This window comes from Rhodopseudomonas parapalustris (genome assembly GCF_053772255.1).
This window is the reverse complement of sequence record NZ_JAMKBZ010000018.1, coordinates 87,036-103,305: the sequence shown is the minus strand read 5'-3', so window position 1 is coordinate 103,305 and position 16,270 is coordinate 87,036. Positions and strand designations below refer to the sequence as shown.

17 protein-coding genes are annotated in these 16,270 nt (G+C 64.7%); 7 read left to right on the top strand and 10 right to left on the bottom strand.

The annotated features are described in order from the left end of the window. Positions 1 to 22 precede the first annotated feature (22 nt). On the bottom strand, positions 23 to 418 hold the full coding sequence (locus tag M9H71_RS16555) for a FixH family protein (protein ID WP_455406054.1): 396 nt from the start codon (positions 416 to 418) through the stop codon (positions 23 to 25). Positions 419 to 515: 97 nt separating this feature from the next. Continuing rightward, entirely contained in the window at positions 516 to 923 is a 408-nt protein-coding gene (locus M9H71_RS16550) for a hypothetical protein (protein WP_455406053.1), read from the bottom strand. 540 nt (positions 924 to 1,463) lie between these two features. Between M9H71_RS16550 and M9H71_RS16545 the strand changes: the two genes are divergently transcribed. From M9H71_RS16545 to M9H71_RS16520, 6 genes are all read left to right on the top strand, one after another. Beyond that, positions 1,464 to 2,408, top strand: coding sequence for a family 2A encapsulin nanocompartment shell protein (locus tag M9H71_RS16545; protein ID WP_455406052.1), 945 nt, complete (start codon positions 1,464 to 1,466; stop codon positions 2,406 to 2,408). Then, positions 2,395 to 4,374 carry a family 2A encapsulin nanocompartment cargo protein cysteine desulfurase gene (locus M9H71_RS16540; RefSeq protein WP_455406051.1) on the top strand — a complete coding sequence of 660 codons (1,980 nt, stop codon included), beginning with the start codon at positions 2,395 to 2,397 and terminating at the stop codon, positions 4,372 to 4,374. The genes M9H71_RS16545 and M9H71_RS16540 overlap by 14 nt, the downstream gene beginning before the upstream one ends. 159 nt (positions 4,375 to 4,533) lie before the next feature. After that, positions 4,534 to 5,481 carry a serine O-acetyltransferase EpsC gene (gene epsC, locus M9H71_RS16535; protein ID WP_455406050.1) on the top strand — a complete coding sequence of 316 codons (948 nt, stop codon included), beginning with the start codon at positions 4,534 to 4,536 and terminating at the stop codon, positions 5,479 to 5,481. Between the two features lie 189 nt (positions 5,482 to 5,670). Next, complete coding sequence (locus tag M9H71_RS16530) at positions 5,671 to 6,777, top strand: methionine ABC transporter ATP-binding protein (RefSeq protein ID WP_455406049.1); 1,107 nt, start codon at positions 5,671 to 5,673, stop codon at positions 6,775 to 6,777. Next, the gene (locus M9H71_RS16525; protein WP_107343465.1) at positions 6,767 to 7,435 is read left to right on the top strand and encodes a methionine ABC transporter permease; all 669 of its coding nucleotides are present in this window, start codon (positions 6,767 to 6,769) and stop codon (positions 7,433 to 7,435) included. The genes M9H71_RS16530 and M9H71_RS16525 overlap by 11 nt, the downstream gene beginning before the upstream one ends. A 28-nt stretch (positions 7,436 to 7,463) precedes the next feature. Further along, entirely contained in the window at positions 7,464 to 8,237 is a 774-nt protein-coding gene (locus M9H71_RS16520; protein WP_455406048.1) for a MetQ/NlpA family ABC transporter substrate-binding protein, read from the top strand. A gap of 344 nt (positions 8,238 to 8,581) precedes the next feature. Here the strand turns inward: M9H71_RS16520 and M9H71_RS16515 are convergent, their stop codons facing one another. From M9H71_RS16515 to M9H71_RS16500, 4 genes are all read right to left on the bottom strand, one after another. Next, positions 8,582 to 9,919, bottom strand: a complete 1,338-nt coding sequence (locus tag M9H71_RS16515; protein ID WP_455406047.1) for a phenylacetate--CoA ligase family protein — start codon at positions 9,917 to 9,919, stop codon at positions 8,582 to 8,584. A 93-nt stretch (positions 9,920 to 10,012) separates the two neighbouring features. Next, positions 10,013 to 10,798 (bottom strand): MetQ/NlpA family ABC transporter substrate-binding protein, encoded by a 786-nt coding sequence (locus M9H71_RS16510; protein ID WP_455406046.1) that lies wholly within the window; start codon positions 10,796 to 10,798, stop codon positions 10,013 to 10,015. A 244-nt stretch (positions 10,799 to 11,042) separates the two neighbouring features. Next, positions 11,043 to 11,234 (bottom strand): hypothetical protein, encoded by a 192-nt coding sequence (locus M9H71_RS16505; protein ID WP_110784744.1) that lies wholly within the window; start codon positions 11,232 to 11,234, stop codon positions 11,043 to 11,045. A 71-nt stretch (positions 11,235 to 11,305) separates the two neighbouring features. Then, the gene (locus M9H71_RS16500) at positions 11,306 to 11,458 is read right to left on the bottom strand and encodes a hypothetical protein (protein WP_455406045.1); all 153 of its coding nucleotides are present in this window, start codon (positions 11,456 to 11,458) and stop codon (positions 11,306 to 11,308) included. A gap of 461 nt (positions 11,459 to 11,919) precedes the next feature. Here M9H71_RS16500 and M9H71_RS16495 point away from each other — a divergent pair, with 461 nt between their 5' ends. After that, a complete protein-coding gene (locus M9H71_RS16495; protein WP_455406044.1) occupies positions 11,920 to 12,753 on the top strand; it encodes an NAD(+)--dinitrogen-reductase ADP-D-ribosyltransferase in 834 nt (277 codons plus the stop codon). A 171-nt stretch (positions 12,754 to 12,924) separates the two neighbouring features. Here M9H71_RS16495 and M9H71_RS16490 read toward each other — a convergent pair whose 3' ends face one another. From M9H71_RS16490 to anfK, 4 genes are all read right to left on the bottom strand, one after another. After that, on the bottom strand, positions 12,925 to 13,455 hold the full coding sequence (locus M9H71_RS16490) for a pyridoxamine 5'-phosphate oxidase family protein (RefSeq protein WP_455406043.1): 531 nt from the start codon (positions 13,453 to 13,455) through the stop codon (positions 12,925 to 12,927). 57 nt (positions 13,456 to 13,512) lie between these two features. Beyond that, positions 13,513 to 14,103, bottom strand: a complete 591-nt coding sequence (locus M9H71_RS16485; RefSeq protein ID WP_455406042.1) for a gamma-glutamylcyclotransferase family protein — start codon at positions 14,101 to 14,103, stop codon at positions 13,513 to 13,515. Continuing rightward, positions 14,100 to 14,792, bottom strand: coding sequence for a Fe-only nitrogenase accessory protein AnfO (gene anfO, locus M9H71_RS16480; protein ID WP_455406041.1), 693 nt, complete (start codon positions 14,790 to 14,792; stop codon positions 14,100 to 14,102). The genes M9H71_RS16485 and anfO overlap by 4 nt, the downstream gene beginning before the upstream one ends. Positions 14,793 to 14,874: 82 nt before the next feature. Further along, positions 14,875 to 16,260 (bottom strand): Fe-only nitrogenase subunit beta, encoded by a 1,386-nt coding sequence (gene anfK / locus M9H71_RS16475; protein WP_455406040.1) that lies wholly within the window; start codon positions 16,258 to 16,260, stop codon positions 14,875 to 14,877. Positions 16,261 to 16,270: the final 10 nt, after the last annotated feature.

The following is a 16,270-nucleotide window of genomic DNA, read 5'->3' as shown; positions in this document are numbered from 1 at the left end:
CGGTATGCGGCGCCGCGCACGCCTACTTGAACGCCTTGACGATCACCTTGCCGGTGACGGTCTCGGGCTCGCCCTGGACCTTCGCCGACAGCGTGATCAGGTAGCGGCCCGCCATCGGCAGGTCGGTCTTGAAGGCGTACACGCCGGGCTCCGGCGACGGCAGCGCCGTCACCGGCGACACCATGTCGGCCATGTTGTCCGGCGCCATGTCGACGCGGGTCTTGAAGATCACCGCGCCTTCAACCGGCTTGCCGGTGGTCTTGTGGATCAGGCGGATGGCGACGGTGACGTCGTCGCCTTTCTTCATTTCGGCCTTGGTGGCCTCGAACGCGTAATCACCCGCATCGGCCATCGCGGCGTTGGCAAACAGAGTGAGCGCAGCGGCGCAGGCCGCAACGGTGCTGAATTTCGCAGTCATCATGATCTCCAAACGTGTCTGATCTCGCGCCGCGGCCGAACGGCGCGCAGCAGCTATCGACGCGGACGGAATGCCCGCGCGCTTCGTCAGCGGGAGATCAGACGCGAGGAGGCCGGAACGGCGGGCTGCCGGCGTGGTCCGGCACAAACAGATCGGCCGGGGGAAATACCTGGCTGGCGCGCCGGGCGATGAACTTCACCGGTACGGTTGCGACCGGCGAGAAGCCGACCGAGGCGCCGACGCAACAGAACCCGAGCGGGCATTTGGCGGGATGTTGAGGAAGTGACGGCGATTCTGGCGCCGCATCGGCGACGGCGCCATGGCAGGATTCGACGGCAGCTATACCGTGCTGGGCATGCGTGCCGGCGTGATGATCGTGGTGCTGGACGTGCGGCGCCGCTGCGGCCGGGGCCGCGGGCAGCACCACGGCCGACGCCGAGCCGACGGGCAGAGCCGCCAGTGACAACGCCATCATCAGCGCCAAAATCGTCCGAAACAGTCGCATCCAGCTTTCAGTTCGCCATAGGCCTTCGGCCATCCGATAGCACGACGCCAGAGGTAAGACTTGTTGCGCGTCAATTTCAAGACCGAAGCGTTATTGATCCGCGACCATCTCGAATTCGGGCTATTATACCCCTATAGGGTATAATGATGCAAGTGGCCGTTCCGACACCGCCGTTCGCTCGACCCCGAGCCGGCGCTGCATTGGGGCGCCCTGGTGCCGTGACACCTGGAGGTCGCTGGCCGTCGTTATTGCAGTGGCTGCCGGGCCACAATTCCACATCCATCTAAAGAAATATTCTCGTGTCTCGAAGGAGCGCATTCTTCGGCTGCCGCCTTCTAGGAAATTCGCTGCTAATCGCCGGGGCTGAATCGATAGTAATCAGTTGAGTGAATCTATTAGTAGAAATCTATTCTATTAGTTGCGTGTCCCGCGACAGATCGCTGACATGGACACAACTCAAATCTTCTCTTATTCCGCGAAGGTGGTCCATTTGAGCGACGCGCCGGCACTTAGGTGCCGCGGCGCCGAGGGTAGTGATTCATGACTGAAGATACCGAAGTTCGCAGGACGCTCGCTGAAAGCGCCGCGCGCCAACTTGCCAACGCCACCAAGACCCGTGCGCAATGGGGTGGCATCTCCCCGCGCTGGCTGGTGCCGCTGCTGCAATGGACACCGGTCGAGGCTGGTATCTTCCGTCTCAACCGCGTCAAGGAAAATCGCGGCGCGACGGCATCGGCTTCGTTCGATGTCGAATGCAGCCCGCGGCGTGATCGCGATCCGGACCTGCCGGAAACCTTCGTCGACTACGAGGAGCAGCCGCGCGAGTACTTCCTCAATGCGGTGACGACCGTTCTCGACGTCCAGACCCGCGTGTCCGACCTCTACAGCCATCCGTTCGATCAGATCCAGGAGCAGCTCCGGCTGCTGATCGAGAAGGTGAAGGAACGGCAGGAAGGCGAACTGATCAACAACGCCGAATATGGCCTGCTCGCCAACACCGCGCCGTCGCAGCGGATTTCGACCCGGAAGGGTCCGCCGACCCCGGACGATCTCGATGAGCTGATCACCAAGGTCTGGAAGGAGCCGGCGTTCTTCCTGGCGCATCCGCGCGCCATCGCTGCGTTCGGTCGCGAGTGCACCCGCCGCGGCGTGCCGCCGCCGACCATCAATATGTTTGGTTCGCCGTTCCTCACCTGGCGCGGGCTGCCGCTGGTACCGTCCGACAAGGTGCCGTTCAACGAAGCCGGCCGCACCAAGATCCTGCTGCTGCGCACCGGCGAGAAGAAGCAGGGCGTGGTCGGCCTGTTCCAGCCCGGCGTGCCGGGCGAAGTGGCGCCGAGTCTGTCGGTGCGGTTCATGGGCATCAACCGCAAGGCGATCGCCTCGTATCTGATCTCGCTGTACTGCTCGCTGGCGGTGCTGACCGAGGACGCGCTCGGTGTGCTCGATGACGTCGAGGTCGGTACGTATCATGAGTACGCCTGAGCCGACTTTGCCGCATCCCGGCTCGGCGGCTTTGCCGCAAGGCGGAGCGCTGCCGCATCCGGCGTCGCTGGAGCAGGCGTCGGCCGCAGCGGTAGGCGCACCGGATGTCGCCTCGATCGCGCGGTTGGCGAATGCGTTCTTCTCGGCGCTGCCGACCGGGGCGGTTCCGGAGCCCGGCGCCGCGCTTGGGTCGGCGCCGCTGTTTGTGGCCGAGCCGCTGCATAATGCCATCCCCGGCACCCCGGCGCTCTCTCCGTCCTATAAGCCGAACCACAATCCCGGCGCGGCCTCACCGATTCCCACCGTAGGTGCGGCTCGGCCGTCGGGACCGATCTTTGCGCTCGATCCCAACCTGGGACCGGAGCCGACAACGGCGGTAAGCTCGCTGCCGCAGGAACTGAAGGTGCCGCTCGCGGCTCCGCCTGTGGCTCCGCCGCCTCCGTCCGCGCCGGCGGTGCAGCCTGTGTTCGCGCGCGACACCGATCTGGCCGCGCTACCCGGCCGGCTCGACGAATCCCGTAGCTTCGTGCCGCGCACCGCATTGCCGAGCGTGGGGCCGTTCGGGGCCGACGCCGCGGCGACGGCAGCTCCGCTGTACTTTCTCGCGGACAATCCGGCCCTGACGCATGCGACGCCGGCATCAGCCGCGCCGCCCCGTGCCGAGACCTTCGACCTCACGGGACTGGCGCCGCAGCATCGCCCCGACGTGCACGTGCTCGATCTGTCCGGTGCACGGCCGTTCGAGGCCAACGTCTTCAAGCGTGATTTCCCGATCCTGCAGGAGACCGTCAACGGTCGTCCGCTGGTGTGGCTCGATAACGGCGCCACGACGCAGAAGCCGCAATGCGTGATCGATCGGCTGGTACAGTTCTACACGCACGAGAACTCTAACATCCATCGCGCCGCCCACACGCTGGCGGCGCGGTCGACCGATGCCTATGAGGCTGCCCGGGACAAGGTGCGCGGCTTCATCAACGCGCCCTCGGTGAAGGATATCGTGTTCGTGCGCGGCGCCACCGAGGCGATCAACCTCGTGGCGCAGGCCTGGGGCCGCCGCAATGTCGGCGAAGGCGACGAGATCGTGGTGTCGCATCTCGAGCATCACGCCAACATCGTGCCGTGGCAGCAACTCGCGGCCGAGAAGGGCGCGCCCTTGCGCGTTGCGCCGGTCGACGATCACGGCCAGATCCTGCTCGACGAATACGAGAAGCTGCTCGGGCCGAAGACCAAGATCGTCGCGTTCACGCAAGTCTCAAACGCGCTCGGCACGGTCACCCCGGTCGCCGAGATGACCGCGCTGGCGCATCGCCACGGCGCCAAGGTGCTGGTCGACGGCGCGCAGGGCATCTGCCACCTGCCGGTCGATGTCCAGGCGCTCGACGTCGATTTCTACGCCTTCTCGGGCCACAAAATGTTCGCGCCGACCGGGATCGGGGTGCTGTACGGCAAGGCCGACGTGCTGGACGCGATGCCGCCGTGGCAGGGCGGCGGTAACATGATCGCCGACGTCACCTTCGAAAAGACGATCTTCCAGGGGCCGCCGGATCGGTTCGAAGCCGGCACCGGTAATATCGCCGATGCGGTCGGGCTCGGCGCGGCGATCGATTACTTGACCCGCATCGGCATGGCCAACATTGCGGCGCACGAGCACGAGCTGCTCGCCTATGGCACCGAGCACCTGCTGACGGTGCCCGGCCTGAAGCTGATCGGCACCGCGCGCGAGAAGGCCGGCATCCTGTCGTTCGTGCTCGACGGCTGCCGCAGCGAGGATGTCGGCAAGGCGCTCGATCGCGAAGGTGTCGCGGTGCGCGCCGGCCATCACTGCGCCCAGCCGATCCTGCGCCGGTTCGGTCTGGAAAGCACGGTGCGGCCGTCGCTCGCTCTCTACAACACCCATGACGACATCGACGCGCTGGTCGACGCGTTGCGGCGATTGCAGAGTGGGCGAGGTGTGCGCGGGAGCTGATGGGAAGATGTCGCGTCTGAGGATGTCGTCATTGCGAGGAGCGAAGCGACGAAGCAAGCCAGCTTCGGGCACTGAGCTGGATTGCTTCGCCTTCGGCTCGCAATGACGGGGAGAGATTGTCACTGAACGCTGTAAGCCCAACTCACCGGAGCCGCCCGCATGTCGCAATCCGCCGAGCCCCGTGTCGTCACTGAGCCAGCATGGGACCTCGGCGAGATCGTCGCCGAACTCGCAGGGCTCCGCGCCATCTCCCAGCGGCGGCGCTATCGCAGCCGATCGCTGCCGGAACTGCCGTCGCGCGAAGCGGTCGCCGGTATCGTCGATGCTTTGGTGGCGGCGCTGTATCCGCGTCATTTCGGGCCGGCGGGGCTGTCGGAAGACAGTCTCGACATCTTTGTCGCCGACACCATCGAGCAGGCGCTGCGCCGGTTGCGCCGCGAGGTCGGCCGCGAACTGCGCCTTGCCGATCTCGACGGCGCCGCCAAGCCCGGCGAGATTGAACAGCAGGCGCTGACCATCGCGGCGGATTTCGCCCACGACCTGCCGCGGATCCGGGCGCTGCTCGACAGCGACATCCGCGCCGCGTTCGACGGCGATCCGGCAGCGAAGAGTCTCGACGAGGTGGTGTTCTGCTACCCGGGCGTTGCCGCGATGATCCGGCATCGCATCGCCCATCGGCTGTACGTGCTCGGGGTGCCGATGCTGGCGCGGATCGTCGCCGAGATCGCCCATGCGCAGACCGGCATCGACGTCCATCCCGGCGCGACCATCGGCGAGAGCTTCTTCATCGATCACGGCACCGGGGTCGTGATCGGCGAGACCGCGCGGATCGGCAAGCGGGTGCGGCTGTATCAGGCGGTGACCCTCGGCGCCAAGCGGTTCGAGACCGACGAACACGGCCGCATCGTCAAAGGCGGCGACCGTCATCCGATCATTGAGGACGAGGTCGTGATCTATGCCGGCGCCACGGTGCTCGGGCGGGTCACGATTGGGCAGGGCTCACAGGTTGGCGGCGGCGTTTGGCTGACGCGCGATGTGCCGCCGAACAGCGTCATCACCCAGGCCAAGGCGCGCTATGACGCCTTCGAGGACGGTGGCGGTATCTGAGGTAGCAAGCGTGCGAAAGAATTTTCTCCCATTTTGCCATTATGGATCAAATCTAAGTCGTGATGTGTCGTTTCTTCGACCTGCGCGTTGTTTTTATTCTCCGGGCATTGCGGTGCGCGGTGCTGGCCGGTAGTCGATAGGGAACGCCGCCACGCGGGCGGCCACCTGGAATCGATGAACGAGCCCATTATGAATGCTCCCTGGCAACCGCCCGCGGGAGAGCGCCCCGCCTTCGTATCGACGCAGCCGACAACCGGTATCCTGATCGACCGCGTCCGCAAGGTGTATTCGGCACGGAAGAGCAGCGCCGAAGTGGTCGCCCTCGACGATATCAGCCTGACCGTGCCGAAAGGCTCGATCCTCGGCGTGATCGGCCGCAGCGGCGCCGGCAAGTCGACGCTGATCCGGCTGATCAACGGGCTGGACAAGCCGTCGAGCGGCCGCGTCGTCGTCAACGGCGTCGAAATCACCGCGCTGTCCGAGCGCGATCTACGCACCGCGCGGCGCTCGATCGGCATGGTGTTTCAGCATTTCAACCTGTTGTCGTCGCGCACAGCCTACGGCAATGTCGCCCTGCCGCTCGAGATCGCCGGTACGCCGAAAGCCGAGATCGAAAAGCGCGTGCTGCCGCTGCTCGACATGGTTGGGCTCGCCGACAAGCGTGATCGCTATCCGGCGGAGCTGTCCGGCGGCCAGAAGCAGCGCGTCGGCATTGCCCGCGCGCTCGCCACCGAGCCGTCGGTGCTGCTGTCGGACGAAGCGACGTCCGCGCTCGATCCGGAAACCACCGACCAGATTCTCGAGCTGTTGAAGCAGATCAATCGCGATCTGCATCTCACCATCCTGTTCATCACCCACGAGATGGCGGTGGTGAAGGCGCTGGCCGACCGCGTCGCGGTGATCGAAGGGGGCCGCATCGTCGAGGACGGCGCAACCTTCGATGTGTTCGCCACCCCGCGTCATGAGGTGACACGGCGGTTCGTTTCGTCGGTGACCGGCAGCGGCGCGCCGGACTGGCTCTTGGAAAAGCTGCAGCCGCATCAGCCGCCGGGCGGGCAGGCGGTGCTGCGCATCACCTTCAAGGGCAGCGACGCCAACCAGCCGCTGCTGTCGCGGGTGTCGCGCGACCTCGGCGTCAATCTCAACATTCTGTCGGGGCAGGTCGAGATGATCGCCGGCCATCCGTTCGGCACGCTGATTGTGTCGCTCGACGCCGCGCCCGAGGTGCTGCGCCAGGTGATCGCGCAACTGTCGGCCGGCAACAATCTGGTGGAGCAGCTCGGCTATGTCGCCTGAACTCATTCGCATGATCGCGTCGTCGACGCTCGACACCCTCTACATGGTCGGGCTGGCGGGACTGTTCGGCACGCTGATCGGCCTGCCGCTCGGCATCTTCCTCGCCACTTCGCAAGCCGGTGAGCTGTTCGCCGCGCCGATCGCCAATCGCCTGATCGGCGTCGTCGTCAATGCGACGCGCTCGACGCCGTTCATCATCCTGGTGGTGGCGATCGTGCCGCTGACCCGGCTGATTGCCGGAACCTCGATCGGCACCGCGGCGGCGACCGTGCCGCTGACGATCGCGGCAATTCCGTTCATCGCCCGCGTGATCGAGGCGGCGATCCGTGAAGTCGATCACGGGCTGATCGAAGCGGCGCGTGCGTTCGGCGCCAGCCCGCTGCAGATCGTCCGCAAGGTGCTGCTGCCCGAAGCGATGCCGGCGGTGACGATGGCGCTGACGCTCACCATCGTAAGCCTGCTCGGCTATTCGGCGATGGTCGGTGCCGTCGGCGGTGGCGGCCTCGGCGACCTCGGCATCCGCTACGGCTACCAGCGCTTCATGCCGGAGGTGATGCTGACCGTGGTGCTGGTGCTGATCGCGCTGGTGCAGGGCGTGCAGACGCTCGGCGACACCCTGGCGCGCAAGCTCGATAAGCGCCGCATCCGCCGTCACTGATTTTCGCTGTTCAGACCAGGAGTATCCGATGCGCCGTCTTGCCGTTTCCCTGATCGCGCTGGCCTTCGCCGGCGCCGCCCATGCCGAGACCATCCGGGTCGGCGTCACCGCCGGCCCGCACGCCGAGATCCTCGACGTGGTCAAGAAGGTCGCCGCCGAGCGCGGCCTCGACATCAAGCCGATCGAGTTCACCGACTACGTGGTGCCGAACCAGGCGCTGGCGCAGAAGGAGCTCGAGGCCAATTCGTTTCAGCACGAGCCGTATCTGAAGGCGCAGGTCGCCAAGACCGGCTGGAAGATCGTCAAGGTCGCCAACACCATCGCGTCGCCGCAGGGCGTCTATTCGGTCAAGGTCAAGGCGCTCGCCGACCTCAAGCAAGGCGCCACCGTGGCGATCGCCAACGATCCGTCCAACGGCGCGCGCGGCCTGCAGATCCTGGCGCTGCACGGCCTGATCAAGCTGAAGGACGGCGTCGGCGCGACCGCGACCGTCGCCGACATCACCGACAACCCGAAGAAGCTGAAATTCGTCGAACTCGACGCCGCGCAGTTGCCGCGGTCGCTGCAGGACGTCGATCTTGTCTCGATCAACAACAACTACGCGGTGCAGGCCGGCCTCGACCCCTCCAAGGACGCGCTCGCCCGTGAGAGCGTCGAAGGCCCCTGGGTCAACATCATCGCGGTGCGCGAGGAAGACAAGGACAAGCCCTGGGTCAAGCAACTGATCGACGCCTACCACTCCGACCCAGTCAAGCAGTTCGTCGAGACGCGATTCAAGGGGACGTATATTCCGGCGTGGTGAGTTGGATAGAATTGCGCGCAAACCACAGAGACCACCGTCATCCCCCGCGAAAGCGGGGGATCTCGTATTGCAGTGCTTCAGTGATTGATGCGAAGTGCTGCAATAGCAACTCTCTGGGATACTGGGTCGCCCGCTTTCGCGGGCGATGACGGCAGGGATCGGCATGCGCGCCTGCTTCGCTGGTTAATCACGTCCTCTCCCCGTCATTGCGAGCGCAGCGAAGCAATCCAGATGCCTCGTGCGCGGAGCTGGATTGCTTCGTCGCTCCGCTCCTCGCAATGACGGAGAGGGCAAGGCCGCGGCGGAGCGCTGACAACTCCGCCGCCTGTCCTCAGTCCTCTTCCTCAGCTCCACACCCCGCTGCGCCGGTCCTCGACCCGCTTGGCCTTGTGCGTGGCGCGCGGCAGGGTGTCGGGCTTCAGCACCGAGACCGCGGCCGAGACGCCGGTGATGGCCTTGAGCTTGCGTTCGAACCTTTCGGCGAGGGCGTAAGTCTCGCCGTTGTAGCCGTGGATGTGTTCGACCTCGACGGTGAGACGATCGAGGTGATTGATGCGGTCGACCACCAGCCGATATTCGCCGGTCAGCTCGTGATCCTGCCGCGCCACGGCTTCGACGTCGCTCGGAAACAGATTGACGCCCTTGATGATCAGCATGTCGTCGCGCCGGCCGTGGACGCCGTTGAGGCGGATCGCGGTGCGGCCGCAGCGGCACGGCTCCGGATTGAAGCTGACGATGTCGCCGGTGCGGAAACGGATCATCGGCCGCGCCGTCTTCTGCAGCGTGGTCAGCACCATTTCGCCGCGATCCCCCGGCTTCACCGGTTCGCCGCTGTCGGGATCGATCACTTCGACCAGGATGTGATCTTCGGCCCAGTGCAGTCCGTCCTTCTGCTCGCACATCCCGGCGCAGGAGCCGAAGATGTCGGACAGACCGTAATAATCGTACACCGACGCGCCCCACAGCTGCTCGATGCGGTCGCGGGTCTCCGGGATCGAGCCGCCGGGCTCGCCGGCGACGAAGATCCGGCGCACGGCCAGATCCTTGCGGAGATCGTAGCCTTCCTTGATCGCGGTCTCGCCGAGATACCAGGCGTAAGACGGCGTGGTCCAGATCACCGTGGCCTGGAATTGGCGGAGAATCTGCAGCAGCCGGTCGGACGGAATCGTGCCGGCGTGGATCGTCAGCGCGCCGAGCTTCTGCGCGCCGAGCACGCACGGCCCGCCGATGAACAGCGAGAAGTTCAGCGAATGCACGTAGCGATCGGTCGGCCGCATTCCGGACGACCAGAACTGCCGTGCCTCATAGTCGATCCAGCCGTCGAAGTCCGATTGCGTGAACGGCGAGGCGGTCGGGACGCCGGTCGAGCCGGACGACGCGGAGATATAGACGATGTCGCGCTCCGGCACCGCGACGAGGTCGCCGAACGGCGGCACCGCGAGCTGGCGGTCACGTAGCGTGCGCTTGTCGATGAACGGAAAGCGGCGGATGTCGCCCAGCGATTTGATCTGGCCCGGCGAGACCTTCGCGGCGTCGAACGCGGCGCGATAGGCCGGCGAGCCCGCATAGGCGTGGGCGACGTGCTTTTGCAGCAGCGACAGTTTCAGCGCGTCCCAGTCGGCGCGCGATTGGGTTTCGAGCTTGGCGTCCCAGTACGGGCGCTCGTCGGAAGTCGCGGTCATGTGCGGTGGTCCTGAATGCGGACGACCGGCCGTGGGGCCGGTCGCGCTATTTATGGGAGGATGAACAGGCGATCGTTGCGACGGCGTCCGGTGTCACCAGGTGGTGAGAATGGTGCCGTTGAAGCGTTGCTCGGTGAAGGCCTTGACCTCCGGCGAGCGATAGATTTCGACGAACTTCTTCAGCGTCGCATTGTCCTTGTTCTTGGCCTGTACCGCGAAAACCAGGTTCCAGTTGGTGTCGGCGCCTTCGAGCAGCAGCGCGCTCTTCGGGTCGAGCCCGGCGCTGAGCGCGTAGTTGAGATTGACCGCGGAGAAGTCGAGGTCGTTCAGTGAGCGTGGCAACTGCGCGGCATCGAGTTCGACGATCTTCAGATGCTTGGGGTTCTCGGCGATGTCGGTGATCGTCGCCTTGATGCCGATGCCGGGCTTCAGCTTGATCAGCCCGGCCTTCTCGAACAGCTGCAACGCGCGGGCACCGTTCGACGGATCGTTCGGGATCGCGGCACTGGCGCCGTCCTTGATGTCGGCCAGCGTCTTGACCTTGTTCGAATAGATCCCGATCGGCACGATGATGCTCTTGGCGATCGACACGATATCGTAGCCGCGCTGTGCCACCTGGTTGTCCAGATAGGGCTGGTGCTGGAAGTTGTTGATGTCGAGGTCGCCCTGCGCCAGCGCAGCATTCGGCACCGTGTAGTCGGTGAATTCGGTGATCTTCAGTTCGATGCCCTGCTTGGCGGCGAGATCGCCGGCATAGCGCAGGATCTCGGCATAAGGACCGGCGGTGGTGCCGATCCGGACCACTTCGGTGCTGTAGGCCGGAGCCGCGGCGGTGAGCGCGGCGAAAGCTGCCGCGGCGAAAACGAGTTTACGTGCCATGGGAATTCAACCTCGAGACGTGACCATCTTGCTGGTCGTGGTTTGCGGGGAAACTACCGGCCGCCCGAACCAGCGGCCATTTCGAAATCCGCGACGACACGAGATCGGGATTTCCCGATCTGCCGCCATCGCAGAAAATTCGTGTCGCGTGTGCGACCCGTGATGCCCGTCGCACCTTCGCGCCGCGCGCGACGCGAAGGTGGCTTGGGCGCCGTTTGGGTGACGAGAAGCTGGCCGCTGCTGGTTACTGCAGCCGCGGGCGGACATCTTTCGCGCAGCGGGTCGCGGCCTTCTGGGCGGCGACCAGCGAACCGAACGACTGTCGCTCCAGGCTGTTGAAGTCGTGATGGGCCGCGAAGAAGCAGAACTTGCGTCCGTCCCGGACGACGATGCCGGCGGTGCGGGCGTGAACTTCAATGACGTAAGCGTCGGACATGACTCTCCCACTGGCAAAGCCAGCGCCTTCTGATCTCTGATGATGTCGGTGGTGTCGAAACGGTGTCGGCGTCAGCCGAGGATCATTCGACAGCGACAACAGAGGCCGGAGCGGGGAAGAGAAAGTCGGGCGGATGTCGAGCCCGGCGCAATCGCACGCAACGAAATGGTTGCGCGATGGTCGGAGGCAGGTCGTTCAACAATGATCGAGATGATGGCGTTCATGAGCCGATCTCCGTCAACAAAGGAGCCCACGAGCCGTGTCGTGGCGCTTTAGCGATTAAACCCGCGGCGCAAGCTGCTCCGTCAAATCCCGCGATCCGAGCCCACCAAGAACGTCGGACGAGTCAAATCTGCCAGACGCCGATGTGAAGTCAACGCGTGCCAAAAAATAAGATCGATTTGGCGCGGGAACGCGCGAATGAGAAAGCGCCGTGGTCTGCTCCATCGGATGAAGAGAACTTCCTGCTGCAGCGCGCACATGCGCGATCCAGCCCGAGGCAGGCACTCGGTTCGCGAATCTCTGTTGCGCATGGAATGGCTACTCACCAGAAGCCGTGGCATCCAGGAGAAGTTGCGAGCCACTCCTGATCAATGGCTGCGCGCCCCCCTCCGACAGGCGGGCTTGATGATGGGCTAATGTCTCGATCAAATGCCGCGTCGGCACTCCGGTCTCGCAGCCTCGCATGGACGAACTCCACCCTTCTCCTCCGGTGAGCGAGGATCCAGAACGCTGGTACTGCACCAATATGGTGGGCGTACCGGTCCGGCTGATCGGCTCGACCGCGTTCAATCGCTGTTTGCGTCGGATCACCATCCATGGCACCCGCGAGACGCACCCAGGTCTGTTCCGGCTGCTCGCCGCCTGCGAATATCCGGCGACCGCCGCCGAGGTGTTCGAGCATTACATGGAGCTCGAGTTCGGCCTCGCGCCGGGAGCGCATGGCCCGTCAGCCGCGCGGCACCCGACCAGCTATCTCGATCTGCTGCGCGGCTGGGGCGTCGAATCCGATTGCCCGAAGGCGGCGGTGCTAAAGGGCTGGGTCGAGAGCCGGTTCGGGCTGATGCCGACCTTCCACAAGCAGCGGCTCGGGCTGTTTCCGTCTGCGGCGTGGGCGACTTACTTGCAGGAAAAGACCGACGCCCGCTTTCACAACAACTGCATCTTCCAGCAGTTCGACCTGCTGTACGAATACTGCCAATGGAGCATCCGCCACTTCAAGACACCGGGCCCGCGCTTCGTCCGGCTATGGCGCGGCACCAATGATGTCGAGGATCAGTTGATCGATGGTGATGCCCGTAGCCGTCTGTGCACAGTGCGGTTGAACAATCTGGTGTCGTTCAGCGATTCCAAGGAGCGCGCCGAGGAATTTGGTGATTGGGTGCTGGAGACCGAGGTGCCGACGGCGAAGTTGTTGTTCTTCCCCGGCCTGCTGCAGCGGCAGGTGCTCGGTTATGAAGGCGAGTTTCTGGTGATCGGAGGAAACTACAAGGTGCGGGCGTATCACGGATGGTTTTGAGGACGCGCTGCGTCCTCGCAGCTATAAAGTGTCCCACGCTTCCACGAGTCATTCCGGGGCGCGAGCGCAGCTCGCGAACCCGGAATCTCGACGTTCAGAGCACCTCGAGATTCCGGGTTCGCGGCCCTTCGGGCCGCGCCCCGGAATGACAGCGTTGGGAGGCTGATCCGATCAATCGGTCTCGCCGGGCTGCTCGGGGCGCGGTTCGCCGAAGCCGTAGGCTTTGCCCTTGATGCTGTCGATGTCGATCCGGATTACCTTGGTGATGCCGAGCTTTTCCGCCGGATAGTCGAACTTGCGGTCGGTGAAACGGCTGACGATCAGGTCGAGCGCCTTGGTCTTTTCGGCGACGTCATCGACGAAATTGGCGCGGCCGAAGCCGATCACGGTGCGGTGCTTGGCTTCGAAATCGCAGGGCGCCTCGGCGGTGACGACGCCGTTCTCGGTCGTCACCTCGAAGCAGACGCGGTTGTTGGTCTTGAGAATCTCGATCTTGGTGCCGGCGCTGGCCGAATGAACGTATAGCGCCTTGCCGTCGAAGCCGTAGAACACCGGCACCAGGAACGGCACATTGTCCCGCGCCAGCGCCAAATGCAGCACCTTGTCGCTCGCCAGGATCGCGTCGATCTCGGTGCGATCGGTGATTTCGCGGCTGCGCCGCCGCATCGGTCGGGACAACAGGTCGGAAGCGGGTTCGGTCATTCCAGGTCTCCTAGATGCGCGGCGCTCCGGCTTCACCGGGACCGCTGGATCGGATCGTCAGCAGGCGCAGGACAGCTTCGAGGCCAGCGCTTTGATGTCGGTGTTGATCTTCGGCACCGGATAGCGCGGCTGGACCGCGGGGCAGGCTTCGAGCGCTGCGATCGCGGGCGCAGGCAGGCCGCGAATGCGTGCACCGGCGAGGATGAAGTCGAGATAGTCGCGGCTCGGCGGCTGTTGCTGCCCCATCTCGGTCTTACGGTGAAACAGCGCGTCGAGGACCTGGCCGTTTTCGTCGATGAATTCGACCGGGTAGTGGAAGTACGATCCGCCGCCGTCGAGCTTGACGCCCTGCCAGGCATCGAAGCGGTCGAGCTCGGTGGCCGACAGCTCGTAGAGCACGCCCCACACCTCTGCGCCGGGCTCGTCCACCAGGGTTTCGAGGCCGCTGTCCCAAACTTCCGAATGGCCGTGGAAGCCCAGCCGGTAGTCCGGCAGCCGGGCGATCGCGCGGATCTTCGGCTGGCACAGCCGCACCATGATGTGCTCCGGGTTCAGCGTGGCCCCATAGGCGAACAGCAGCGTGGTCGGACGGCGGGCCGGCTTGGCGCGCGGCGCGGTCGGGAGCGGCGTGGTGAGCGTCGGGGTCATGTCGCTTCTGCCTGTTGCTTCGGGGTGATGGTGGCGGCGACGCCGAGGCCGGGCAGCTCCATGATCTCGGCGTCCATATCGAGCGCGCGCATCGCGCGGGAAAACCAGCGCGGAATGTGATCGCAGACGAGATCGAGCTGACGGAACGGTGTGCCGGTGAGGAACGGGATCAGGATGTCCCAGGAATTCAGGCCCGGATCTTCCTGCAGCAGCCGCACCAGATCGAGCCGGAAGTGACCGCTGTCGTCATCGCCGACCAGCACCGGCTTGATCTCGTCGAGATCGCTGCCCGAATCGTCCTGACGACGGCGCCGTCGGCGCGAGCGCCGCTCGGCGCGTGCAGCCCTGGCGCTCTGCTGCGCGCGCTCGTTCTCCTTGCGGGCGATGGTTTCGAGTTGGGTGAACAGCGGGCCGCGCGACTGCCAGGTCTGCACGCCCATCTCCTGCAGCAGCGAATTGACCACACCGCGCACGCTCCTGGAGAGAAACAGCCGGCAGTCTTCCAGCTCGGGCACCATTGCGGCGAGGGATGCGTGAATCTCGGCAAGCCCATCGTCCGGCCGCACCGCGAAGCGGATCGTCTTGCGAACCTTCCAGACTTCGCCGTGCTGTTCGAACAGCAGGATCACGCCCTTGTCCGAGACCTTTGTGATCTCGCCCTCGGCGTCGACATAAGCTGCGATCTTCATCGGTTGTCTCGCGGCCGTCAGGAGAAAGAAGAGTCCGGCGACGGACATGGCAAACCGTCGCCGGACCAGACCATGACCGTGATCACCACACGTTCAGGATCCATTCGCGGTTCTTCTTGACCTCCATGTCGCCAAACAGCGTGTTGGCCATCTGTTCGGCGAGCCAGGTCGCGCCTGCGTAGCCGACGACGGGATAGCGATACAGGCCGGCGCGGTCGTAGGTCGGGAAGCCGACCCGCAGCATCGGGATGTTGTAGTCGATCGCGACGAACCGTCCCTTGGAGTGGCCGAGGATCAGATCGAGTTCGAGGCCGTTCTTGATGCGGTCCTCGAGCTCGAACAGGTCGGCGTTGGTGATGATCTCCATCGGGTAGTCGACATTCTCCTTGATCGCCGCGATCCGCGGGTCCTTCTCGTAGCCGGCGTTCTCGTCGCCGAGCAGCAGCAGCACCGGCTTCATGCCGAGATCGAGGCAGTATTCGGCGAGACCGAGCACGAGATCGGGGTTGCCGTAGATCGCCACCTTCTTGTCGGCCAGGAACATGTGGGCGAGGTCGGTGATGGCGTCGAGCGCGACGCCGCGTTCCTTGACCAGCGATTCCGGGATCGGCTTGCCGGTCATGTCCTTGACGTTACGCAGGAAGGTGTCGGTGTTGCGGATCCCGATCGGGGTCGGGCCGATCACCGCCGGCACGTCCCAACGGGTCTGCAGCCAGGTCGCGGCTTGGCCGCCTTCGTAGCGGTTGAGCGCGATCGTGCCTTGCGCGTCCGCAGTCGCAGTCAGCTCGGCAATCGTGGTCGAGCCGTGCGACACCGCGCTCTTGTCCGGCATCAGCGGACTGTCGAAGCTCTCGATCTCGAACAGCACGTTGGCCTCGACCTGCATCTCGGCCAACAGATGCTTGAGCTCCTTGACGTCGCCCGGATTGACCCAGCCGGTGATCAGATTGATCTTCAGGCTCGGCTTGTCCTTCTTGGAGAAGTGCTTGACGAAATCGCGCACCGCGACGTCGTAGCCCGTCACCATGCTGCCGACGAAACTCGGACAGTGGATCGGGATCAGATGGACCTCGCGGTCCGGATACTTCACGTCGAGCAGCTCTTCCTGCAGCTTGGTGACGACGCCGTCGACGTCGTCGCCGATCACCTCCGTCGAGCAGGTGGTGATGATCGGCACCACCTTGACGTGGGGATAGCGCATCAGCAGGACGTCGACCGCTTCCTCGACGCGGTCGAGCGCGCCGAACACCGCGCCGTCCTCGTGCACCGAAGAGGAGGCGATTTCGAAGCTCTCCTTGAGGTGCTGCGAAATCAGCAGGCGGACGAACATCACGCAGCCCTGGCCGCCGTGGACGATGCCGATGCAGTCCTTGATGCCGATCGAGGCGTATTGCGCGCCGGCCGGCTGACAGGTGAAGATCGGATTGATGGTGCCGATCCGGTCCTTCGGCTTGAATTGACAGTTCATGGCGAGGGTC

Bases quoted from the DNA above. Each gene is read 5' to 3' on its own strand.
- M9H71_RS16555 (WP_455406054.1), bottom strand. From the start codon at position 418: ATGACTGCGAAATTCAGCACCGTTGCGGCCTGCGCCGCTGCGCTCACT.
- M9H71_RS16550 (WP_455406053.1), bottom strand. From the start codon at position 923: ATGCGACTGTTTCGGACGATTTTGGCGCTGATGATGGCGTTGTCACTG.
- M9H71_RS16545 (WP_455406052.1), top strand. From the start codon at position 1,464: ATGACTGAAGATACCGAAGTTCGCAGGACGCTCGCTGAAAGCGCCGCG.
- M9H71_RS16540 (WP_455406051.1), top strand. From the start codon at position 2,395: ATGAGTACGCCTGAGCCGACTTTGCCGCATCCCGGCTCGGCGGCTTTG.
- epsC (WP_455406050.1), top strand. From the start codon at position 4,534: ATGTCGCAATCCGCCGAGCCCCGTGTCGTCACTGAGCCAGCATGGGAC.
- M9H71_RS16530 (WP_455406049.1), top strand. From the start codon at position 5,671: ATGAATGCTCCCTGGCAACCGCCCGCGGGAGAGCGCCCCGCCTTCGTA.
- M9H71_RS16525 (WP_107343465.1), top strand. From the start codon at position 6,767: ATGTCGCCTGAACTCATTCGCATGATCGCGTCGTCGACGCTCGACACC.
- M9H71_RS16520 (WP_455406048.1), top strand. From the start codon at position 7,464: ATGCGCCGTCTTGCCGTTTCCCTGATCGCGCTGGCCTTCGCCGGCGCC.
- M9H71_RS16515 (WP_455406047.1), bottom strand. From the start codon at position 9,919: ATGACCGCGACTTCCGACGAGCGCCCGTACTGGGACGCCAAGCTCGAA.
- M9H71_RS16510 (WP_455406046.1), bottom strand. From the start codon at position 10,798: ATGGCACGTAAACTCGTTTTCGCCGCGGCAGCTTTCGCCGCGCTCACC.
- M9H71_RS16505 (WP_110784744.1), bottom strand. From the start codon at position 11,234: ATGTCCGACGCTTACGTCATTGAAGTTCACGCCCGCACCGCCGGCATC.
- M9H71_RS16500 (WP_455406045.1), bottom strand. From the start codon at position 11,458: ATGAACGCCATCATCTCGATCATTGTTGAACGACCTGCCTCCGACCAT.
- M9H71_RS16495 (WP_455406044.1), top strand. From the start codon at position 11,920: ATGGACGAACTCCACCCTTCTCCTCCGGTGAGCGAGGATCCAGAACGC.
- M9H71_RS16490 (WP_455406043.1), bottom strand. From the start codon at position 13,455: ATGACCGAACCCGCTTCCGACCTGTTGTCCCGACCGATGCGGCGGCGC.
- M9H71_RS16485 (WP_455406042.1), bottom strand. From the start codon at position 14,103: ATGACCCCGACGCTCACCACGCCGCTCCCGACCGCGCCGCGCGCCAAG.
- anfO (WP_455406041.1), bottom strand. From the start codon at position 14,792: ATGAAGATCGCAGCTTATGTCGACGCCGAGGGCGAGATCACAAAGGTC.
- anfK (WP_455406040.1), bottom strand. From the start codon at position 16,260: ATGAACTGTCAATTCAAGCCGAAGGACCGGATCGGCACCATCAATCCG.